Origin of the sequence: Rheinheimera texasensis DSM 17496, assembly GCF_000711985.1 — a bacterium.
GTDB classification, from domain to species: domain Bacteria; phylum Pseudomonadota; class Gammaproteobacteria; order Enterobacterales; family Alteromonadaceae; genus Pararheinheimera; species Pararheinheimera texasensis.
The window spans coordinates 24,204-40,575 of record NZ_JONU01000014.1 but is presented as its reverse complement, the minus strand read 5'-3'; the positions used below and the strand labels follow the sequence as shown (position 1 = coordinate 40,575).

The window sequence follows — 16,372 nt, the reverse complement described above, 5'->3', positions numbered from 1 at the left end:
GTCAGAGCAATCAGGCGTTACGGACGTGTAAGCCTTTTTTCTCCATGCCTTTGTAGATATATAGCATCTGCGCCAGCGAAATCAGGTTGCTGACTACCCAATACAGCACTAGGCCACTTGGGAAGATGATAAAGAACAGACCAAACACGACCGGCATCCACAGCATAATCTTTTGCTGCATCGGGTCTGTCACTGTCACTGGCGTCAGTTTCTGCATTGCATACATACTGATGATGTAAAGGATTGGCAGCACCAGATACGGGTCCATCACAGATAAATCTTTGATCCAGAAGATGAAAGGAGCCTGGCGTAACTCAATACTCTCAACAAACACAAAGTACAGCGCAAGGAAAATAGGCATTTGGATCAGCATTGGTAAACAGCCACCCATAGGGTTAACTTTTTCTTTGCGGTATAGCTCCATCATCGCCGGGCCCATTTTTTGACGGTCGTCTTTGTAGCGAGCCTGCAGTTCATCAATCTTCGGCTTCAGATTACGCATCTTCGCCATGCCTTCGTACTGTGCTTTGGTCAGCGGGAACATCGCCAGTTTGATCAGCAGAGTGATGGCGATAATTGCGACACCCCAGTTACTGACCAGGCTTTGAATTTGTTGTAGTAACCAGAACAGTGGCTGAGAGATAAACCACAACCAGCCGTAGTCCACGGTCAGATCCAGACCTGGGGCAATTTCTGCCAGACGGGCCTGATCTTTGGGGCCGGCATAAAAAGTGGCAGTCAAAGTTTTGTTTTCGCCAGCGGCAATACTGCTTTGCGGACCACGGACACCGATAATGCCTTCGTTATTATTCACCAGGCTAAACAGCTGGTTTTGTTCCTCTGCTTGAGGCACCCAGGCTGAAACGAAGTAGTGTTCCAGCATACTGACCCAGCCGCCTTTAGTAGACTGATCCAGGTTCTGGTCTTGCATATCTTCAAAGGCGAATTTTTCGTAGCGTTGTTCAGTTGTTGAATAAGCACCACCGCGATAAATCGGCATCATCATATTGCCTTCTTTACCGTTATCGATAGTCTGTGCCAGATAATGGTAAGGCTGAATGACTTTGCTGCCGCTGCTGCTATTGGTGACGATATAATCAACCCGGACATCGTATTTGCCGGCGCTGAAGGTATAGCGCTTCTCAATTTGCAGACCATTGTGTTCCAGTTTCAGGCTGACCTGCAGTTCGGTCTGGCCATCTGTCAGGCTGAATTTATCCTGCGTCACGCTGTAAACCGGCTTGGTGGTGCGTTTTTCGTCCGGGCCGTCACCGAGTAATCCGCTCTGCGCTGTGTAGTTAAAGCCGTTTAACTGGCGCATTAACGGGTAAGGTGTGCTGTCTTCCAGGCTCAGTGTGTATTTTGGCAACGTTAGGCCAACGATATCACCACCGCGGGTGTCAATTTTGACGTCAAGTACGTCAGTTTTGACTTCGATAACTTTGCCAGTGGCGACTGCAGTGGCCGCAGGTGCTGCACTGCTTAACGGGCCTGATGCAGATAATTGCGGTTCAGCATTGCCGGTAGCAGTGCTGACTTCAGTTGCTGCCGGAACAACAGGTTTTGGGCCATAGTCTTTTTGCCAGTCTTGCCACAGCAGAAAACTGACAAACAAAAAGGCAATTACTAATAAACTGCGTTGGGATTCCATGTGTGCGCTTATCTCTTTTGCTTTTCGGGAACGGGGTCTTCACCACCCGGGTGTAAAGGGTGACATTTTAATAGACGTTGGGTGGTTAACCAACTGCCTTTTATCGCACCAAAACGTCGCAGTGCTTCAACGGCATATTGCGAACAACTGGGGGTAAAGCGGCAGCTTGGCGGAAACAGCGGGCTGATACAACGCTGATAGCCATAAATCGCTGTGATCAGGATTTTGGCTGGATAGCTTTGTACTGGCGGGCGATTTTGCTCCATAAGCGCTCCAGTTGCTGGTGTAATTCGGCGTTGTCAGTATTACTGATATCGCCTTTCACCATCAGCACCATATCAACCGGCGGCAGCTCGTGCTGATGCAGACGAAAACTGTCACGGGCACAACGTTTGATGCGATTCCGATGGACGGCCAATTTAGCACGTTTTTTAGCGATCGTCAGACCTATCCGAGGATGTTCGGACTGATTGGCTTTACAAAGGATAGTGAAGAGTGGGGAAGCGACCCGGAACGGGTTCTGGAACACATTGTCGAATTCGCCGGGAGTTAACAGACGTAACTCCCTGCTGAAGGTATAGCTGACCACGCAGCGCTTTAAATAACTGACTAGACAGTTAAGCGCTTACGGCCTTTAGCGCGACGACGTGCTAATACTGCACGACCGTTTTTGTCCGCCATACGTGCACGGAAGCCGTGGTTGCGTTTCTGTTTTAAAACGCTTGGTTGAAAGGTTCTTTTGCTCATTTTCTTCGTCCGTCCGGTCGATAATTACTAACTGAATCTGAGTTTTAGTAAGTACCAAAACGCAGCGATTTAAAAAAGAGCGCGAATTTTAAGTACTCTGCCACTACTTGTCAATCTGATCCTTGGTTATTTCCCGTTCAGATCCCAGATCTTTTGCAGTTGTCCACAGGCAGACCGAAAATATGGGATAAAATGTGCATGAATCTAAATTTAGCCCGGCTATATGCCAGAAAATGCCTAGCAGTTTTAGCGGTATTATGAAATTGTATAAAAGATAAAAATATATAAAAAACAGTAGCATATGCTGAATTGTTGCCGGTGGGAGGCTTTTTCAGAAAGTCAATATTGCAGTTGTGGATAAGATCAGCCCATAATGCGGGTCTTTCCTCAACACCTGCCTTGTCAAATACCAATTATTCGGGGCTGCTGGAGATATGGTGTATCAGTCTGTTTGGCAAAATTGCCTGGAAGCGCTGCAGTCCGAGCTGCCGGCACAACAATTCAGTATGTGGATCCGTCCGCTGCAGGCTGATAGTTCACATGATGCTTTAACACTGTACGCGCCAAACCGCTTTGTGCTGGATTGGGTTCGCGATAAATATCTGAATCGGATCAATGAACTGATCCATGATTATTGTGGTGATCATTCACCGCGTTTGCGCTTTGAAGTCGGCAGCAGTCAAAAAGTAGCAAAAACGGTGGCTGCAGTGCCCAGCCGTACTGCGCCGGTTGCTGTTGCCGCCGCGCCGGCTGTTGTGGCCGAGCCGGCGCCAAAAACTATTGTGCGCAGTAATGTCCGGGCGAATTATACCTTTGATAATTTTGTTGAAGGTAAATCGAATCAGTTAGCCCGAGCTGCTGCCAGCCAGGTCGCGGACAACCCTGGCTCCGCTTATAACCCATTGTTTCTCTACGGCGGGACTGGCCTGGGTAAAACTCACCTGTTGCATGCGGTTGGCAATGGCATTCTGGCGAAAAAGCCCGACGCTAAAGTGATTTACATGCATTCCGAGCGTTTTGTACAGGATATGGTCAAGGCACTGCAAAATAATGCGATTGAAGAGTTCAAACGCTATTACCGCTCAGTCGATGCATTACTTATCGATGACATTCAGTTTTTTGCGAAAAAAGACCGCTCTCAGGAAGAGTTTTTCCATACTTTCAATGCCTTACTTGAGGGTAATCAGCAAATCATATTGACTTCAGACCGTTATCCGAAAGAGATAGACGGCGTGGAAGAGCGGCTGAAAAGCCGGTTTGGCTGGGGTCTGACCATTGCCATTGAGCCGCCTGAGCTTGAAACGCGGGTTGCCATTCTGATGCGCAAAGCACAGGAAAATAATATCCGCCTGCCGGAAGAAGTTGCATTTTTCGTCGCAAAACGTCTGCGCTCCAACGTGCGTGAGCTTGAAGGTGCATTGAACCGCATCACCGCGAACGCGAACTTCACCGGCCGGCCTATTACTATCGATTTTGTGCGTGAATCACTGCGTGATTTGCTGGCGTTGCAGGATAAATTAGTCACCATTGAGAATATTCAGAAAACCGTTGCGGAATACTACAAAATCCGTGTGGCTGATCTCTTATCCAAACGGCGTTCGCGTTCTGTCGCCAGGCCACGGCAAATGGCGATGGCCTTGTCCAAAGAGCTGACCAATCACAGTTTACCGGAGATTGGTGATGCATTCGGCGGCCGGGACCACACTACTGTGTTGCATGCGTGCCGCAAAATTGAATCGTTAAAAGAAGAAACACACGAAATCAAAGAAGATTTCCAGAATTTGATCCGTACTTTGTCGTCTTAATAGGGACTTGTTATGCATTTTATTATCGAGCGTGACGCTTTATTAAAACCGCTGCAAATGGTTTCAGGTGCCATTGAACGCCGGCATACCTTGCCTATCCTGTCGAACGTGCTGCTGGATGTGACCGCGGATCAAATAGCGCTGACCGGTACAGATCTGGAAATTGAATTAGTTGCGCACGCGTTTCCACAGCAGGTCATTACGCCGGGACGCGTTACAATCCCTGCCAAAAAGTTATTGGATATTTGTCGTTCTCTGCCGGAGTCCTCTGTACTGACTCTGCATTTGCAGGGCGAAAACTGTGTGGTCAGCACTGGTAAAAGTAAGTTCACCCTGGCGACTTTGAGTGCCAATGACTATCCAAATCTGGAGAGTTGGCAAGGTGAAGTTGAGTTCGAATTAAGCCGTTTACAACTGCGTAAATTGTTGGACGACACAGCGTTTTCGATGGCCAATCAAGACGTGCGTTATTATCTGAATGGTCTGCTGTTTGAAGTTGATAATGGCACCTTACGTACTGTTGCGACCGATGGTCACCGCCTGGCATTAAGTTCGATGGAACTGCCTGTAACGGCTAACCAACAGAAACAAGTGATTATCCCGCGTAAGGGCGTACTTGAATTGATGCGTTTATTGGTCGCCGACGATCAGTTGATCCGTCTCAGTATCGGCCAGAATCATATTCGCCTGATCGACAGTCAGTTTAGTTTCAGTAGCAAATTAATCGACGGTCGTTTCCCGGATTACCGCAGGGTGTTACCACGTAACAGCTCGCGTCAGTTGACAGCGCATCGTGCCGTTTTGAAAGATGCTTGTGTACGCGCGTCGATTTTGTCCAACGAAAAATATCGTGGTGTGCGCTTTACACTGAATCCGCAAGAGCTGCAGATTGTGGCGAATAATCCTGAACATGAGCAGGCCGAAGAAGTCATCGAAGTTGAGTATAACGGCGACACTCTGGAGATCGGCTTCAACGTGGGTTATGTGTTGGATGTGCTGAATACTTTAAATACTGACTTAGTGGTCATGCATTTAAGTGACGCCAACTCCAGTTCTTTGGTCGAAGGTGTTGGCAACGCCGGTGCTTTGTACGTTGTGATGCCGATGCGGTTGTAAGCGATGGCGCTGACGTCATTGCAACTGCTGGAGTTTCGCAATATCCAGCAGGCGCAGTTGGATTTTGATCCGCAATGGAACCTGATTTACGGTGCCAATGGTAGTGGCAAAACCAGTTTGCTTGAGGCGATTTATTTGTTGGCTCACGGGCGTTCTTTTCGCACGACCAAGCCACATAAAGTGATTCGGCATGAGCAGAATCAATATACCTTGTTTGCCCGGGTGGATTGGTCGCTGCAACAAGTTGGCCTTGGCATGCAGCGCGACCGGCAAGGCGAATGGCAAGTTCGGCTCAACGGTGAAAGCGTGCAGCGTTTAGCGGATTGCGCCAGTTTGTTACCTGTGCAGCTGTTACAACCGGAGAGCTTTCGGTTATTTTTCGGCGGTCCAAAAGAGCGCAGGCAGTTTTTTGATTTGGGATTGTTCCACGTGGAACCTTCTTTTTATGATGTATGGCTGCGTTTTCATAAGGTGTTGAAACAGCGCAACGCTTTATTAAAGAGCAGGCAGGCGTATGGGCCACAATATCAGTTTTGGGATCAGCAGTTTGTTGATCTGGCGCTGCAGCTGCAGCAACTGAGACAAAGTTATCTAAGTAGTTTGGCTGCTGAGGTAACTCATTTAACCAGTGCTGTTCCGAGCTTGCAAAATTTGCAGCTGGAATTAACAGCCGGCTGGCTATATCGGCGTCAGGACGCTGCTGAGTTGTCACAACAACTGCAAGACAGTTTTGCCACTGATTTAAAATTTGGTTATAGCCAACTTGGGCCGCAAAAGGCTGATCTGCGGCTCAAAATAGATGGTGAGTTCGTGGATGAAATGTTATCCCGCGGCCAGTTGAAAGTATTGTTGTTTGCGCTGAAGGTAGCTCAAAGCAACGTTATTGCCAAACGAGGCCATAAGCAGCCTTTGTTGTTAATCGATGATCTGGCGTCTGAGTTGGATGACCAATCCAAACGCCAGATTTTCAATTTTTTAGCTCAACTTCAATCGCAGGTGTTTGTCACTGCAATTGAACCTGATCAAATATTGCCGCAGCTGAATCAGCCTGCGGCAATGTTCCACGTGGAACATGGTCAGATTAAACGGACGGATAAAGATGGCCGAAGAACATAACTACGATTCCTCGAGTATTAAAGTACTGAAAGGTTTGGATGCTGTACGCAAAAGACCAGGTATGTACATCGGGGACACTGACGATGGTTCAGGTTTGCACCACATGGTATTTGAAGTCGTCGACAACTCAATCGACGAAGCGTTAGCGGGTTATTGTAGTGACGTTTTTGTCACGATCCACAGTGATAACTCGGTTTCGGTCCGCGACAACGGCCGTGGCATTCCAACCGACATGCACGAAGAAGGCGTTTCTGCCGCCGAAGTTATCATGACAGTGTTACACGCCGGTGGTAAGTTCGACGATAATTCGTACAAGGTTTCTGGCGGTCTGCACGGTGTCGGTGTCTCAGTCGTGAACGCGCTGTCAGACAAGCTGGAGCTGACGATTCGCCGGAAGAATCAGGTGCACAACCAAATCTATCGTTTGGGTGTACCAGATGAGCCATTAAAGGTGATTGGCGAAACTGACAGTACAGGTACAGAAATTCGTTTCTGGCCAAGCGATACTATTTTCACCGACATCAATTTTCATTACGACATTCTGGCTAAGCGCCTGCGTGAACTGTCATTCCTCAACTCCGGTGTCAGTATTATCCTGACTGATGAGCGAACGGATAAGTCTGATCATTTCAAGTATGAAGGCGGTATCGAAGCCTTTGTTCAGTACCTGAACCGTACGAAAACAGCTATCCACCCGAAAGCGTTTTATTTCAGCAGCACGCGCGAAGATGGCATTTCGGTTGAAGTCGCAATGCAGTGGAACGATTCATTTCAGGAAAGCATTTATTGCTTTACCAACAATATTCCACAGCGCGATGGTGGTACACACTTAGCGGGCTTCCGTTCGGCATTGACCCGGGTGTTGAATACTTACATCGATGCGGAAGGTTACGCTAAAAAGATGAAAGTGCAGGCGACCGGTGACGATGCCCGCGAAGGTTTAACTGCAGTCATTTCGGTCAAAGTACCGGACCCGAAATTCAGTTCACAGACCAAGGACAAGTTAGTGTCTAGTGAAGTGAAATCGGCAGTTGAAAGTACCATGCATGAAAAACTGAATGAGTACCTGCTGGAAAGCCCGAACGATGCGAAAATCATCGTGACAAAAATTGTCGATGCCGCCCGTGCTCGTGAAGCGGCGCGTAAAGCCCGTGAAATGACACGCCGCAAAGGCGCATTAGATATCGCCGGTTTACCAGGTAAATTAGCGGATTGTCAGGAAAAAGACCCGGCGTTATCTGAACTCTACCTGGTCGAGGGTGACTCAGCGGGCGGTTCTGCTAAACAGGGCCGCAACCGCAAAAATCAGGCAATTCTGCCGTTGAAAGGTAAAATCCTCAACGTTGAAAAAGCCCGTTTTGACAAGATGATTTCCTCACAGGAAGTTGGCACGCTGATCACCGCTTTAGGTTGTGGTATTGGTCGCGAAGAATACAACCCGGACAAAACACGTTATCACAGCATCATCCTGATGACAGATGCCGACGTCGACGGCTCCCACATTCGTACCTTGCTGTTGACCTTCTTCTATCGTCAAATGCCAGAATTGATCGAGCGCGGTTATATCTATATTGCCCAGCCACCACTATATAAAGTGAAAAAAGGCAAGCAAGAGCAGTACATTAAAGACGATTCGGCGATGACTGAATACCTGACGACGTTAGCGCTTGATGAAGCATCTTTGCACGTCAATGCCCAAGCGCCAGGAATTAGCGGTGCGGGGTTAGAAGCGCTGGTGAACCAATACCACAAAGGTATGGCGACTATTGAGCGTCTGAGCCGCAAGATCCCGCAGAATCTACTGACCCAATTAATTTACGTGCCTGGCATTACTGCTGAACTGTGTAAAGACGCTGCTGCTGTAGAGTCTTGGGTTGCCCAGTTAGCGAAGCGCCTGCAAGATCAGGAAGGCGATGGCTCCAGCTACATTTTTGGTGTGGCCGAAGACCGTGAACGTCATCTGACACTGCCAAAAATCACCATTCGTCAGCATGGTATCGATAACGAATATGTGCTGCATTATGACTTTATCAATTCGGTCGATTACACCAGAATTGCCGCGCTTGGTGATGCTATCCGCGATCTAATCGAGGAAGGTGGTTTTGTGCGTCGTGGTGAAAAAGTGAAGCCAGTCGAGAAATTCTCTGATGCACTGGAATGGTTGATCACTGAATCGAAAAAAGGCCTATATATCCAACGCTATAAAGGTCTGGGCGAGATGAACCCAGAGCAGTTGTGGGAAACGACAATGGATCCGAATACCCGCCGCATGCTACGGGTTACTATCGAAGACGCCATTGGAGCCGACCAGCTGTTTAACACATTAATGGGCGATGAGGTAGAACCACGTCGCGCTTTCATTGAAGAGAACGCCTTACGGGTGGCAAACCTGGACGTGTAAATTGCTCCAGAATTAAAAAGCAGACTTCGGTCTGCTTTTTTTATGCCTGATGGCAAGCGGAATCAACTATTCAGCTAGTTGAAACCATAACTCTGGGCGATGCAGCGGGGTGGCTGCTGGTAGCAGCGGGTTTCTTAACTCAATTACCAGGCGTTTATCAAGTTTTGACAAAGCCAAGGCTTCAGCGAACTCTTGTTGAAACATCCGTTCAAACTCGCCATTTTTTAGCATCAGTTCCAACCCAAGTTCGACCTGATGTGCGAGTTGTTGCTGGCGAGGCGAGAAAAAATAATACAGAGCCGTCGGATAGTGCAGCACAATGTCCGCTTCAACCGGCAATGGTCGTGAGACTTCACTAAGCTCGCGCCAGATCTCCAGCACGGATCTGGGGAAAGCATCGACCCGACCTGATGCCAGCATTTCAAACATCGAGTGATAATGGTTTGATACCAAAACTTTGAGTTTGTTGGATCGTAAAATCTCAGTATCAGGCCAGTCATGGCCCTGCGTGAATACCAGCTTTTTCAGGTTAGGCAGTGAGCTTAAGTCTGGTACTTTTGCGGCGGTCTGCGGTGACAACAGTAATAAACGCCAGCCGAATAACCCCTTGTCGATAGGAAATCGCACTGGGGTCAATAGCTGCTCGCGTTCAATAGTGGTGACACTCCAAAATACGTCAATCCCATTTTCAACTGCGACGGTGCGTAAAGAACGGTCTTGAACCATCGGCACATCGGCTTCCACCAGCTGATGCTCAACACCAGCATGATGCAGTGCGGCAGATAACAATCTGACCTGATATAACTTACTGCTATCGCCCTGTTGGATAGGCTTGGCATAGACAAGAGTCACGGGTTTTGTAGTTGCAGCCTCGCAGGAAGACGACAGGTAAAGTGCCGGCTGCACTAGCAGCAGCCAGCAAAAGGTCCATCGCAGATAATACCGGAACATCGCCGCGTTCATTATTTAGCCTCTAATCAATGGCTTGCTAAGCATTGCTCAGAAGTAGTCGCTTGTCTTGCTACGGCGCCAAATAAACCAGTGCTAGCGGAGACAATACACTAGTGCTGCGGCGCTAAGGTTAGCTGCAGACCAATGATGCCCAGCAACAGCAGCAGCAGACTGAACCAGGCAGCGAGAGATAAGGGTTGTTGGAAGTAGAACTGTTGCAACAAAGCACTTCCGATGGCACCGAGTCCGACCCAGCCGCAATAGGCTAACGCGACGGGTAGCTGCTGGCTGGCTTTCGCCAATAACAGCACACTAAGTAACATCGACAGCGCGGCAAGGCCGGCTGGCAGCAACTTAGTAAATCCATCGGACAAACGCACACACAACACCCACAGCACTTCAAAGGCTGCAGCGGCAATTAAACACAGATAAGCAAAATAGGGGACTGACATAAGTACGGCTCCTGATACAGGTTTGCAGGGCCGTCCCTGAATGAATGGACTGACCGGGGTCGTCCCCGGCAGCTTTAATGACCGGCGCAAGATAGCACAAAGCAAAAACCAGATCCAAGCCTCAGAAAAAAACTCTGAAAAAAAGCCAAACTTTGCCTTGTTATCAAAGATTACATCTGTAATAGTGAATGTATTACAATCGTAATCGATGCTGCAGAATCTGGCGAAGGTCAAGACTATCGGGAGCAATACAATGAAAGAAATCAGTCAGGCAGAACTGGAAGTGATGAAAGTGCTATGGCGGCAAGCGCCACAAACTGCCAATCAGGTGGTGGAGCAATTGGCCGATGCTAGCCAATGGCACGAAAAAACCGTCAAAACCCTGCTGAACCGCTTGGTCGGCAAAGGCGCGGTCAGTTTTGAAAAGGATGGCCGCGCTTATTTATACAGTCCGGTCCTGCAACAACCCGAGTATCAGCTGCGGGAAAGTCAGAGTTTTATCCAGCGGGTGTTATCCGGCCGTCTGGCGCCTTTGCTGGCAGGTTTTGCCGAGCAGCAGCAACTAAAAGCTGAAGACGTGGCCGAGCTGAAACAGCTTATCGCAAAATGGGAACAGGAGCAGAAATAATGCTGAGCTGGCTACTGACACAAACGCTGCCGTTAACACTGCTGCTGATGGTGTTGCTGAGCCTGAGGCCGCTGCTGTTGCAGTACCTGGGATCACGCTTGCAATACAGTTTATGGTTGGCGGTGCCGTTACTGCTGTTGTGGTCCCTGTTGCCGCCGAAGTGGATGTCTGAGACAGGCTTGGCCGTGCATCGGGTGAAACAGCATTTTCAGCAAATCAGTGCTGAATTACCCACAGACAGCTTTTGGGGGACAGGACTGCTGGTTGTCTGGCTATTGGGCGCCGCATTGATGGTGTTTGGCGTATGGCGGCAACAGCGAGATATCACACAGGCGCTTAAAATCGCTACGGTGGTCAGGACTCCCGGCTTCACACTGCACTGCAAACAAAGTCAGGGAATGCAGGGTCCTTATGTGACCGGACTGCTGCGGCCCACAGTATTACTTCCCGTCGATTTTCATCAACGTTTTGACCCCGAACAACAACAGTTAATCCTGCAGCATGAAGTGACGCATTGGCGCCGTGGTGACTTGCACGCCAATCTGGTTGCGTTGCTGGTGTTGACGTTATTTTGGTTTCACCCCTTATGCTGGCTGGCGTATCGCGCTTACCGGCAAGACCAAGAGCTGGCTTGTGATGCGTTGGTATTAGCGTCTGCCAGTTCTCAGCAAAAGATTGCTTACAGCTATGCGCTGCTGAGCAATGTACAAAGCCATGCTCAAAGCAGCACCGCCCACTGGCAACTGCTTAGCAACCACTATGGAGATAAAAAAATGATGAAACAACGACTGCAATTGTTACAACGCCAGCATGGTTTTAGCAAAGCGGCGCTGGCGCTGACCCTGATAGCCCTAATCGGCACCACTTTATGGCTGCAGCAGCCAGTACAGGCAGCGGACGGGGCAGACAACATCAAACCAATTATGCGTGTGGAGCCAAGGTATCCTGTTGCCGCAGCACAAGCAAAAACTGAAGGCTATATCGTGGCTGAGTTTGATATTCAGCCGGACGGCACTGTGCAGAATGTGCAAATTATCAAATCCGTACCGGCGCAGGTGTTTGATAAAGTAGCCGTCACTGCGTTACAGCAATGGGCCTATAGCCCATCCGCGACCGGGATGAAACAAGCCAAAGTACAACTCGATTTTCTGATGGACCCGGTGTCCAGCGACATTGAGCGGCTGGAGGTTTCACCGACGCATTAAAACCTGCGATGAACAGTCAAAATAGCAAAGGGGCCACCGGCTCTTTTGCTGTTTTGTCTGGAGCCGACGTTTGAGTGGTGCCTGATCAGAAAAAGCGCGGAAAAACCGCGCCATTGCGCTACAGAAAAGCCGCACAAATCGGTATACTTTCCGGTCTTTATTGCCGAAATAGCTGAGCAGGTGCGCTTTCTATGCACAAATACGATATTAAAACCTTTCAGGGCCTGATCCTGGCATTGCAGGATTATTGGGCGCGTCAGGGCTGCGTCATTGTGCAGCCGCTGGATATGGAAGTGGGTGCCGGTACTTTCCACCCGATGACATTCTTACGTTCGCTGGGGCCTGAGCCAAGCAACGTCGCTTACGTGCAGCCATGCCGTCGCCCGACCGATGGTCGTTACGGCGAAAACCCAAACCGGTTGCAGCACTATTATCAATTCCAGGTCATTCTGAAGCCGTCACCATCTGATATTCAGGAGCTGTATTTAGGCTCTTTGCGTGAACTGGGTATCGATACGCTGGTACACGACATTCGTTTTGTTGAAGACAACTGGGAATCGCCAACTTTAGGCGCCTGGGGTTTAGGCTGGGAAGTCTGGCTGAACGGCATGGAAGTAACGCAGTTCACTTACTTCCAGCAAGTCGGTGGTCTGGAATGTCGCCCGGTCACTGGCGAAATCACCTACGGTTTAGAGCGCCTCGCTATGTACATTCAGGGCGTTGACAGCATTTTTGACCTGGTCTGGACTGATGGCCCTATGGGCCGCGTCACTTACGGCGACGTGTTCCACCAGAATGAAGTTGAGCAATCGACTTATAACTTCGAACATGCTGATGTGCCGGCGCTGTTTGCTGCTTTTGATCAGCATGAAGCCGAGAGCCACAAGCTGATTGAGCTGGGCCTGCCGCTGCCAGCCTATGAAAAAGTGATGAAAGCCTCACACGCCTTTAACCTGCTGGATGCCCGTCACGCCATTTCGGTGACTGAGCGTCAGCGTTACATTCTGCGGGTCCGCACGCTGGCCAAGGCCTGTGCGGAAGCTTATTACGCCGCACGGGAAAAGCTGGGCTTCCCGTTATGCCGCAACACTAAGCAGGAGGCCTGATCGTGGCACAAGATTTTTTTGTCGAGATTGGCACTGAAGAGCTGCCACCGAAGTCGTTAAAAACCTTAGCAACGGCGTTGCAGCAAAACATCCTGGATGAGCTGAGCAAACTGGGTCTGGGTTTCACTGACAGCCAATGGTACGCCGCGCCACGCCGTCTGGCGGTACGTGTCAACGCACTGGCTGCGCAGCAAGCCGATAAAGTCGTCGAAAAACGCGGCCCGGCGCTCGCCGGTGCTTTTGATGCCAATGGCGAGCCAACCAAAGCCGCGCAAGCCTGGGCGGCTTCCAATGGCATCACAGTGGCAGAAGCTGAACGGCTGGAAACAGATAAAGGCGCCTGGCTGATCCACAAAGCCAAAGTCACAGGTGTAGCGACAGTCGCGCTGCTGGAGCAAGTAGTGGCTACTGCGCTGGCAAAACTGCCGATCGCCAAGCCAATGCGCTGGGGCGCTAATGACGCTGAGTTTATCCGTCCTGTTCACACCATCATCATGCTGTACGGCAACGACGTCGTACCGGCGACTATCCTGGGTAAAGCGGCTGGCCGTGTCACTCATGGTCACCGTTTCCATGCGCTAGCCAAAGTCGAAATCGCCAATGCAGATGCGTACTTAAGCACGCTGGAGCAGGCTTATGTGGTGGCGGATTACGACAAACGCAAAGCCTTTATCAAAGCTGAAGTGGAAAAAACTGCTGAAAGCTTAAAGGGTATCGCCCAGATGGACGATGCTCTGTTGGAAGAAGTGTCGTCTTTGGTGGAATGGCCTGTGGTGCTGGTCGGTTCTTTTGAAGAACGCTTTCTTGAAGTGCCGCCTGAGCCGCTGATGTCGACAATGAAAGACAACCAGAAGTATTTCCCGCTGAAAGATGCAGCCGGCAAGCTTTTGAATAAATTCATTTTTGTCGCCAACATCGCCAGCAAAGACCCGCAGCAAATCATTTCGGGTAACGAGAAAGTAGTACGGCCACGTTTAACCGACGCCCAGTTCTTCTTTGGTGTGGATAAAAAGACCAAACTGGCCGACCGGCTGGAAAGTCTGGGCACTGTGTTGTTCCAGCAAAAACTCGGCACGCTGCTGGAGAAATCACAGCGTATCAGCGAACTGGCAGGTTATATCGCCGGCAAAATCGGTGCTGATGTCGAACACGCCAAACGCGCTGGTTTACTGTCGAAAACTGACCTGATGAGCAATATGGTCGGTGAATTCCCGGAAACGCAGGGCATTATGGGCATGCACTATGCGCGCATTGACGGCGAAGCCGAAGCTGTCGCGCTGGCGCTGAACGAGCAATATATGCCACGCTTTGCCGGTGACGCATTGCCGGGCCAGTTAGTCAGCTGTGCTGTGGCTATTGCCGACAAGCTTGACTCGTTAGTCGGTATCTTTGGCATCGGTCAGGCGCCAAAGGGTGACAAAGACCCATTTGCGCTGCGCCGTGCCGCCATTGGTGCACTGCGCATTATGGTGGAGAAGCAGCTGCCGCTGGATTTACTCGACGTGATTGGTTTTGCCCAAACTACCTTTGGCGACAAGCTTTCTAATGCGCAAGTCGCTGACGAAGTGCTGGACTTTATGCTGGGCCGCTTCCGCGCCTGGTATGAAGGCGAAGGTTATGGCATCGACGTGATCCAGGCGGTGTTAGCGCGCCGGCCAACCAATCCGGCCGACTTTGACCGCCGCGTCAAAGCTGTCGCAGAGTTCCGCAAGCTGGACGCCGCGCTGGCGCTGGCTGCCGCGAACAAACGCGTAGCCAATATTCTGGCCAAAGTGACCGAAGACATTCCGGCCACTGTGGATGCCGGTTTACTGACAGAAGCGGCCGAAAAAGCGCTGCACACGGCTATTGTGGCCGAGCAGGCTTATCAGCAAAGCGTGAATAGCTACAGCGAAGGCCTTGCCCATCTGGCACAACTACGCGACGTAGTTGATCAGTTCTTTGACCAGGTCATGGTCAACGCCGATGACGCTAAAGTGCGCCTGAACCGTCAGGCATTGCTGGCGCAATTGCGCGCGTTGTTCCTGCAAGTGGCGGATATTGCAGTGCTGCAATAAGCTCAGCACATTGCTCTGACAGCTAAAAGCCAGCCTCGTGCTGGCTTTTTTTTCGCTGGCGTGAACCTGACACGACCACGGCGTCGTCTTTATCTCTGAAATTGCTAAGAACTGAGGAAACGATGCTGCAAGCTGAACTGGATTTGTTAGTGCTGGCTTTTCAGCAAGGTGATAAAGCGGCGCTGACCGCCCTCTATCAGCATTTTCACCGCGATTTACTGCGCTTTGCGCACTGGCAGGTGCATGGGCATCCGGTTGCTGCCGATCTGGTACAAAACGTCTGGTTCAAAGTACTGAAGCGGGTCCACCGGCTGGAAGACCCCGCGGTCTTTACCAGTTGGTTGTACCGCGCGGTGCGCTGGGAGGTGCTGGACTGGCAAAAGCAATCGAATCAGCGTCTGACTGAGGTATTGGCACAGCCTGAATTACTGCAGGCGCCACTGCTGCCTGAGGATGATTTCGGCGATTGCCTGTCCGGGTTTTGTGCGGAAGACCAACTGCTGGTCCGGTTGTTTTATCAGCATGAACTGGCGCAGCAGGATATTGCCTTAATCCTGCAAATCCCGCCGGGCACAGTGAAGTCGCGGTTATATCGTATCCGCCAGCAGCTGGCGGCACAAATCAGACCCGTTGCAGAGGAAAATCAATCTGCCGGGGCAACAGAGCAACGAGGTGATTCACATGAATGAAGATAAAGAAATTGCACGGTTACTGGCACGCCAAAACGCCGATATAGACAGACTGATGCAGGAGGAGCAGGGATTGCCGGCGGTTCTTGCGGCCGGTTTTAAGGGCGGGCTGAGTGGCCTGATGCGCTTTGCCTATGCCGTTGCAGTGGTGCTGGCCATTACGTTGTTTTACTGTGGTTATCGTTTTATCACTGCGCCAGCTGCCGATTTGGTTTTTTGGGGTGTGTTGCTGTTGTTGTGTTTTCAGGCGCAGGTGGGCACCAAACAATGGATTTGGCTGGAGACACAGCGGGCAGGCACCATGCGGGAGCTGAAAAAACTGCAGCTGGCGATAGAGCAGCTGCAAAGCGAGGTTCGGCAGCAATAGCGGGGCATAGCCGCAGTGGTGCCATCGCAGTAAAACTCCGGCTGGTCGCAGAAACTTTGTGTGGTGCTTGCCGGCGCAGCA

16 protein-coding genes are annotated in these 16,372 nt (G+C 50.4%); 10 read left to right on the top strand and 6 right to left on the bottom strand.

What is annotated here, in order from left to right; genetic code table 11:
- Window positions 1–10 precede the first annotated feature (10 nt).
- Genes yidC through rpmH form a run of 4 tightly spaced genes read right to left on the bottom strand, consistent with a single transcriptional unit; the run spans window position 11 to window position 2,398 of the window.
- The gene (gene yidC / locus Q399_RS0108985; RefSeq protein WP_031567981.1) at window positions 11–1,651 is read right to left on the bottom strand and encodes a membrane protein insertase YidC; all 1,641 of its coding nucleotides are present in this window, start codon (window positions 1,649–1,651) and stop codon (window positions 11–13) included.
- Window positions 1,652–1,659: 8 nt separating this feature from the next.
- A complete protein-coding gene (gene yidD, locus Q399_RS21885) occupies window positions 1,660–1,917 on the bottom strand; it encodes a membrane protein insertion efficiency factor YidD (RefSeq protein ID WP_084164226.1) in 258 nt (85 codons plus the stop codon).
- Complete coding sequence (gene rnpA / locus Q399_RS0108980; protein ID WP_031567979.1) at window positions 1,869–2,240, bottom strand: ribonuclease P protein component; 372 nt, start codon at window positions 2,238–2,240, stop codon at window positions 1,869–1,871. Before rnpA ends, yidD begins: the two co-directional genes overlap by 49 nt.
- Before the next feature lie 20 nt (window positions 2,241–2,260).
- The gene (rpmH, locus tag Q399_RS21880) at window positions 2,261–2,398 is read right to left on the bottom strand and encodes a 50S ribosomal protein L34 (protein ID WP_084164225.1); all 138 of its coding nucleotides are present in this window, start codon (window positions 2,396–2,398) and stop codon (window positions 2,261–2,263) included.
- A gap of 437 nt (window positions 2,399–2,835) precedes the next feature.
- Between rpmH and dnaA the strand changes: the two genes are divergently transcribed.
- From dnaA to gyrB, 4 genes are read left to right on the top strand one after another with little or no spacing between them, the layout of a single operon-like run.
- Entirely contained in the window at window positions 2,836–4,203 is a 1,368-nt protein-coding gene (dnaA, locus tag Q399_RS0108975; RefSeq protein ID WP_031567977.1) for a chromosomal replication initiator protein DnaA, read from the top strand.
- Between the two features lie 12 nt (window positions 4,204–4,215).
- Window positions 4,216–5,319 carry a DNA polymerase III subunit beta gene (gene dnaN, locus Q399_RS0108970; RefSeq protein WP_031567975.1) on the top strand — a complete coding sequence of 368 codons (1,104 nt, stop codon included), beginning with the start codon at window positions 4,216–4,218 and terminating at the stop codon, window positions 5,317–5,319.
- Window positions 5,320–5,322: 3 nt separating this feature from the next.
- Window positions 5,323–6,435 carry a DNA replication/repair protein RecF gene (recF, locus tag Q399_RS0108965; RefSeq protein WP_031567973.1) on the top strand — a complete coding sequence of 371 codons (1,113 nt, stop codon included), beginning with the start codon at window positions 5,323–5,325 and terminating at the stop codon, window positions 6,433–6,435.
- Window positions 6,419–8,836 carry a DNA topoisomerase (ATP-hydrolyzing) subunit B gene (gene gyrB / locus Q399_RS0108960; RefSeq protein ID WP_031567971.1) on the top strand — a complete coding sequence of 806 codons (2,418 nt, stop codon included), beginning with the start codon at window positions 6,419–6,421 and terminating at the stop codon, window positions 8,834–8,836. The genes recF and gyrB overlap by 17 nt, the downstream gene beginning before the upstream one ends.
- Window positions 8,837–8,902: 66 nt before the next feature.
- On the opposite strand, the gene Q399_RS0108955 is transcribed toward gyrB, so the two are convergent.
- The gene (locus tag Q399_RS0108955) at window positions 8,903–9,799 is read right to left on the bottom strand and encodes a type 2 periplasmic-binding domain-containing protein (RefSeq protein WP_051685860.1); all 897 of its coding nucleotides are present in this window, start codon (window positions 9,797–9,799) and stop codon (window positions 8,903–8,905) included.
- A 98-nt stretch (window positions 9,800–9,897) separates the two neighbouring features.
- Complete coding sequence (locus Q399_RS0108950; RefSeq protein ID WP_031567966.1) at window positions 9,898–10,239, bottom strand: DMT family transporter; 342 nt, start codon at window positions 10,237–10,239, stop codon at window positions 9,898–9,900.
- Between the two features lie 253 nt (window positions 10,240–10,492).
- Here Q399_RS0108950 and Q399_RS0108945 point away from each other — a divergent pair, with 253 nt between their 5' ends.
- From Q399_RS0108945 to Q399_RS0108920, 6 genes are all read left to right on the top strand, one after another.
- Window positions 10,493–10,867, top strand: a complete 375-nt coding sequence (locus Q399_RS0108945) for a BlaI/MecI/CopY family transcriptional regulator (RefSeq protein WP_031567963.1) — start codon at window positions 10,493–10,495, stop codon at window positions 10,865–10,867.
- Window positions 10,867–12,072 carry a M56 family metallopeptidase gene (locus tag Q399_RS0108940; protein ID WP_031567961.1) on the top strand — a complete coding sequence of 402 codons (1,206 nt, stop codon included), beginning with the start codon at window positions 10,867–10,869 and terminating at the stop codon, window positions 12,070–12,072. The genes Q399_RS0108945 and Q399_RS0108940 overlap by 1 nt, the downstream gene beginning before the upstream one ends.
- 191 nt (window positions 12,073–12,263) lie before the next feature.
- Complete coding sequence (gene glyQ, locus Q399_RS0108935) at window positions 12,264–13,178, top strand: glycine--tRNA ligase subunit alpha (protein ID WP_031567959.1); 915 nt, start codon at window positions 12,264–12,266, stop codon at window positions 13,176–13,178.
- 2 nt (window positions 13,179–13,180) lie between these two features.
- Window positions 13,181–15,235, top strand: coding sequence for a glycine--tRNA ligase subunit beta (gene glyS, locus Q399_RS0108930; RefSeq protein WP_307690484.1), 2,055 nt, complete (start codon window positions 13,181–13,183; stop codon window positions 15,233–15,235).
- 122 nt (window positions 15,236–15,357) lie between these two features.
- The gene (locus Q399_RS0108925) at window positions 15,358–15,924 is read left to right on the top strand and encodes an RNA polymerase sigma factor (RefSeq protein WP_031567954.1); all 567 of its coding nucleotides are present in this window, start codon (window positions 15,358–15,360) and stop codon (window positions 15,922–15,924) included.
- Window positions 15,917–16,291: a DUF6768 family protein gene (locus Q399_RS0108920; protein ID WP_031567951.1), complete on the top strand. Its 375-nt coding sequence runs from the start codon at window positions 15,917–15,919 to the stop codon at window positions 16,289–16,291. The genes Q399_RS0108925 and Q399_RS0108920 overlap by 8 nt, the downstream gene beginning before the upstream one ends.
- Window positions 16,292–16,372 lie beyond the last annotated feature (81 nt).

Bases quoted from the DNA above. Each gene is read 5' to 3' on its own strand.
- yidC (WP_031567981.1), bottom strand. From the start codon at position 1,651: ATGGAATCCCAACGCAGTTTATTAGTAATTGCCTTTTTGTTTGTCAGT.
- yidD (WP_084164226.1), bottom strand. From the start codon at position 1,917: ATGGAGCAAAATCGCCCGCCAGTACAAAGCTATCCAGCCAAAATCCTG.
- rpmH (WP_084164225.1), bottom strand. From the start codon at position 2,398: ATGAGCAAAAGAACCTTTCAACCAAGCGTTTTAAAACAGAAACGCAAC.
- dnaN (WP_031567975.1), top strand. From the start codon at position 4,216: ATGCATTTTATTATCGAGCGTGACGCTTTATTAAAACCGCTGCAAATG.
- recF (WP_031567973.1), top strand. From the start codon at position 5,323: ATGGCGCTGACGTCATTGCAACTGCTGGAGTTTCGCAATATCCAGCAG.
- gyrB (WP_031567971.1), top strand. From the start codon at position 6,419: ATGGCCGAAGAACATAACTACGATTCCTCGAGTATTAAAGTACTGAAA.
- Q399_RS0108955 (WP_051685860.1), bottom strand. From the start codon at position 9,799: ATGAACGCGGCGATGTTCCGGTATTATCTGCGATGGACCTTTTGCTGG.
- Q399_RS0108950 (WP_031567966.1), bottom strand. From the start codon at position 10,239: ATGTCAGTCCCCTATTTTGCTTATCTGTGTTTAATTGCCGCTGCAGCC.
- Q399_RS0108945 (WP_031567963.1), top strand. From the start codon at position 10,493: ATGAAAGAAATCAGTCAGGCAGAACTGGAAGTGATGAAAGTGCTATGG.
- Q399_RS0108940 (WP_031567961.1), top strand. From the start codon at position 10,867: ATGCTGAGCTGGCTACTGACACAAACGCTGCCGTTAACACTGCTGCTG.
- glyQ (WP_031567959.1), top strand. From the start codon at position 12,264: ATGCACAAATACGATATTAAAACCTTTCAGGGCCTGATCCTGGCATTG.
- Q399_RS0108925 (WP_031567954.1), top strand. From the start codon at position 15,358: ATGCTGCAAGCTGAACTGGATTTGTTAGTGCTGGCTTTTCAGCAAGGT.
- Q399_RS0108920 (WP_031567951.1), top strand. From the start codon at position 15,917: ATGAATGAAGATAAAGAAATTGCACGGTTACTGGCACGCCAAAACGCC.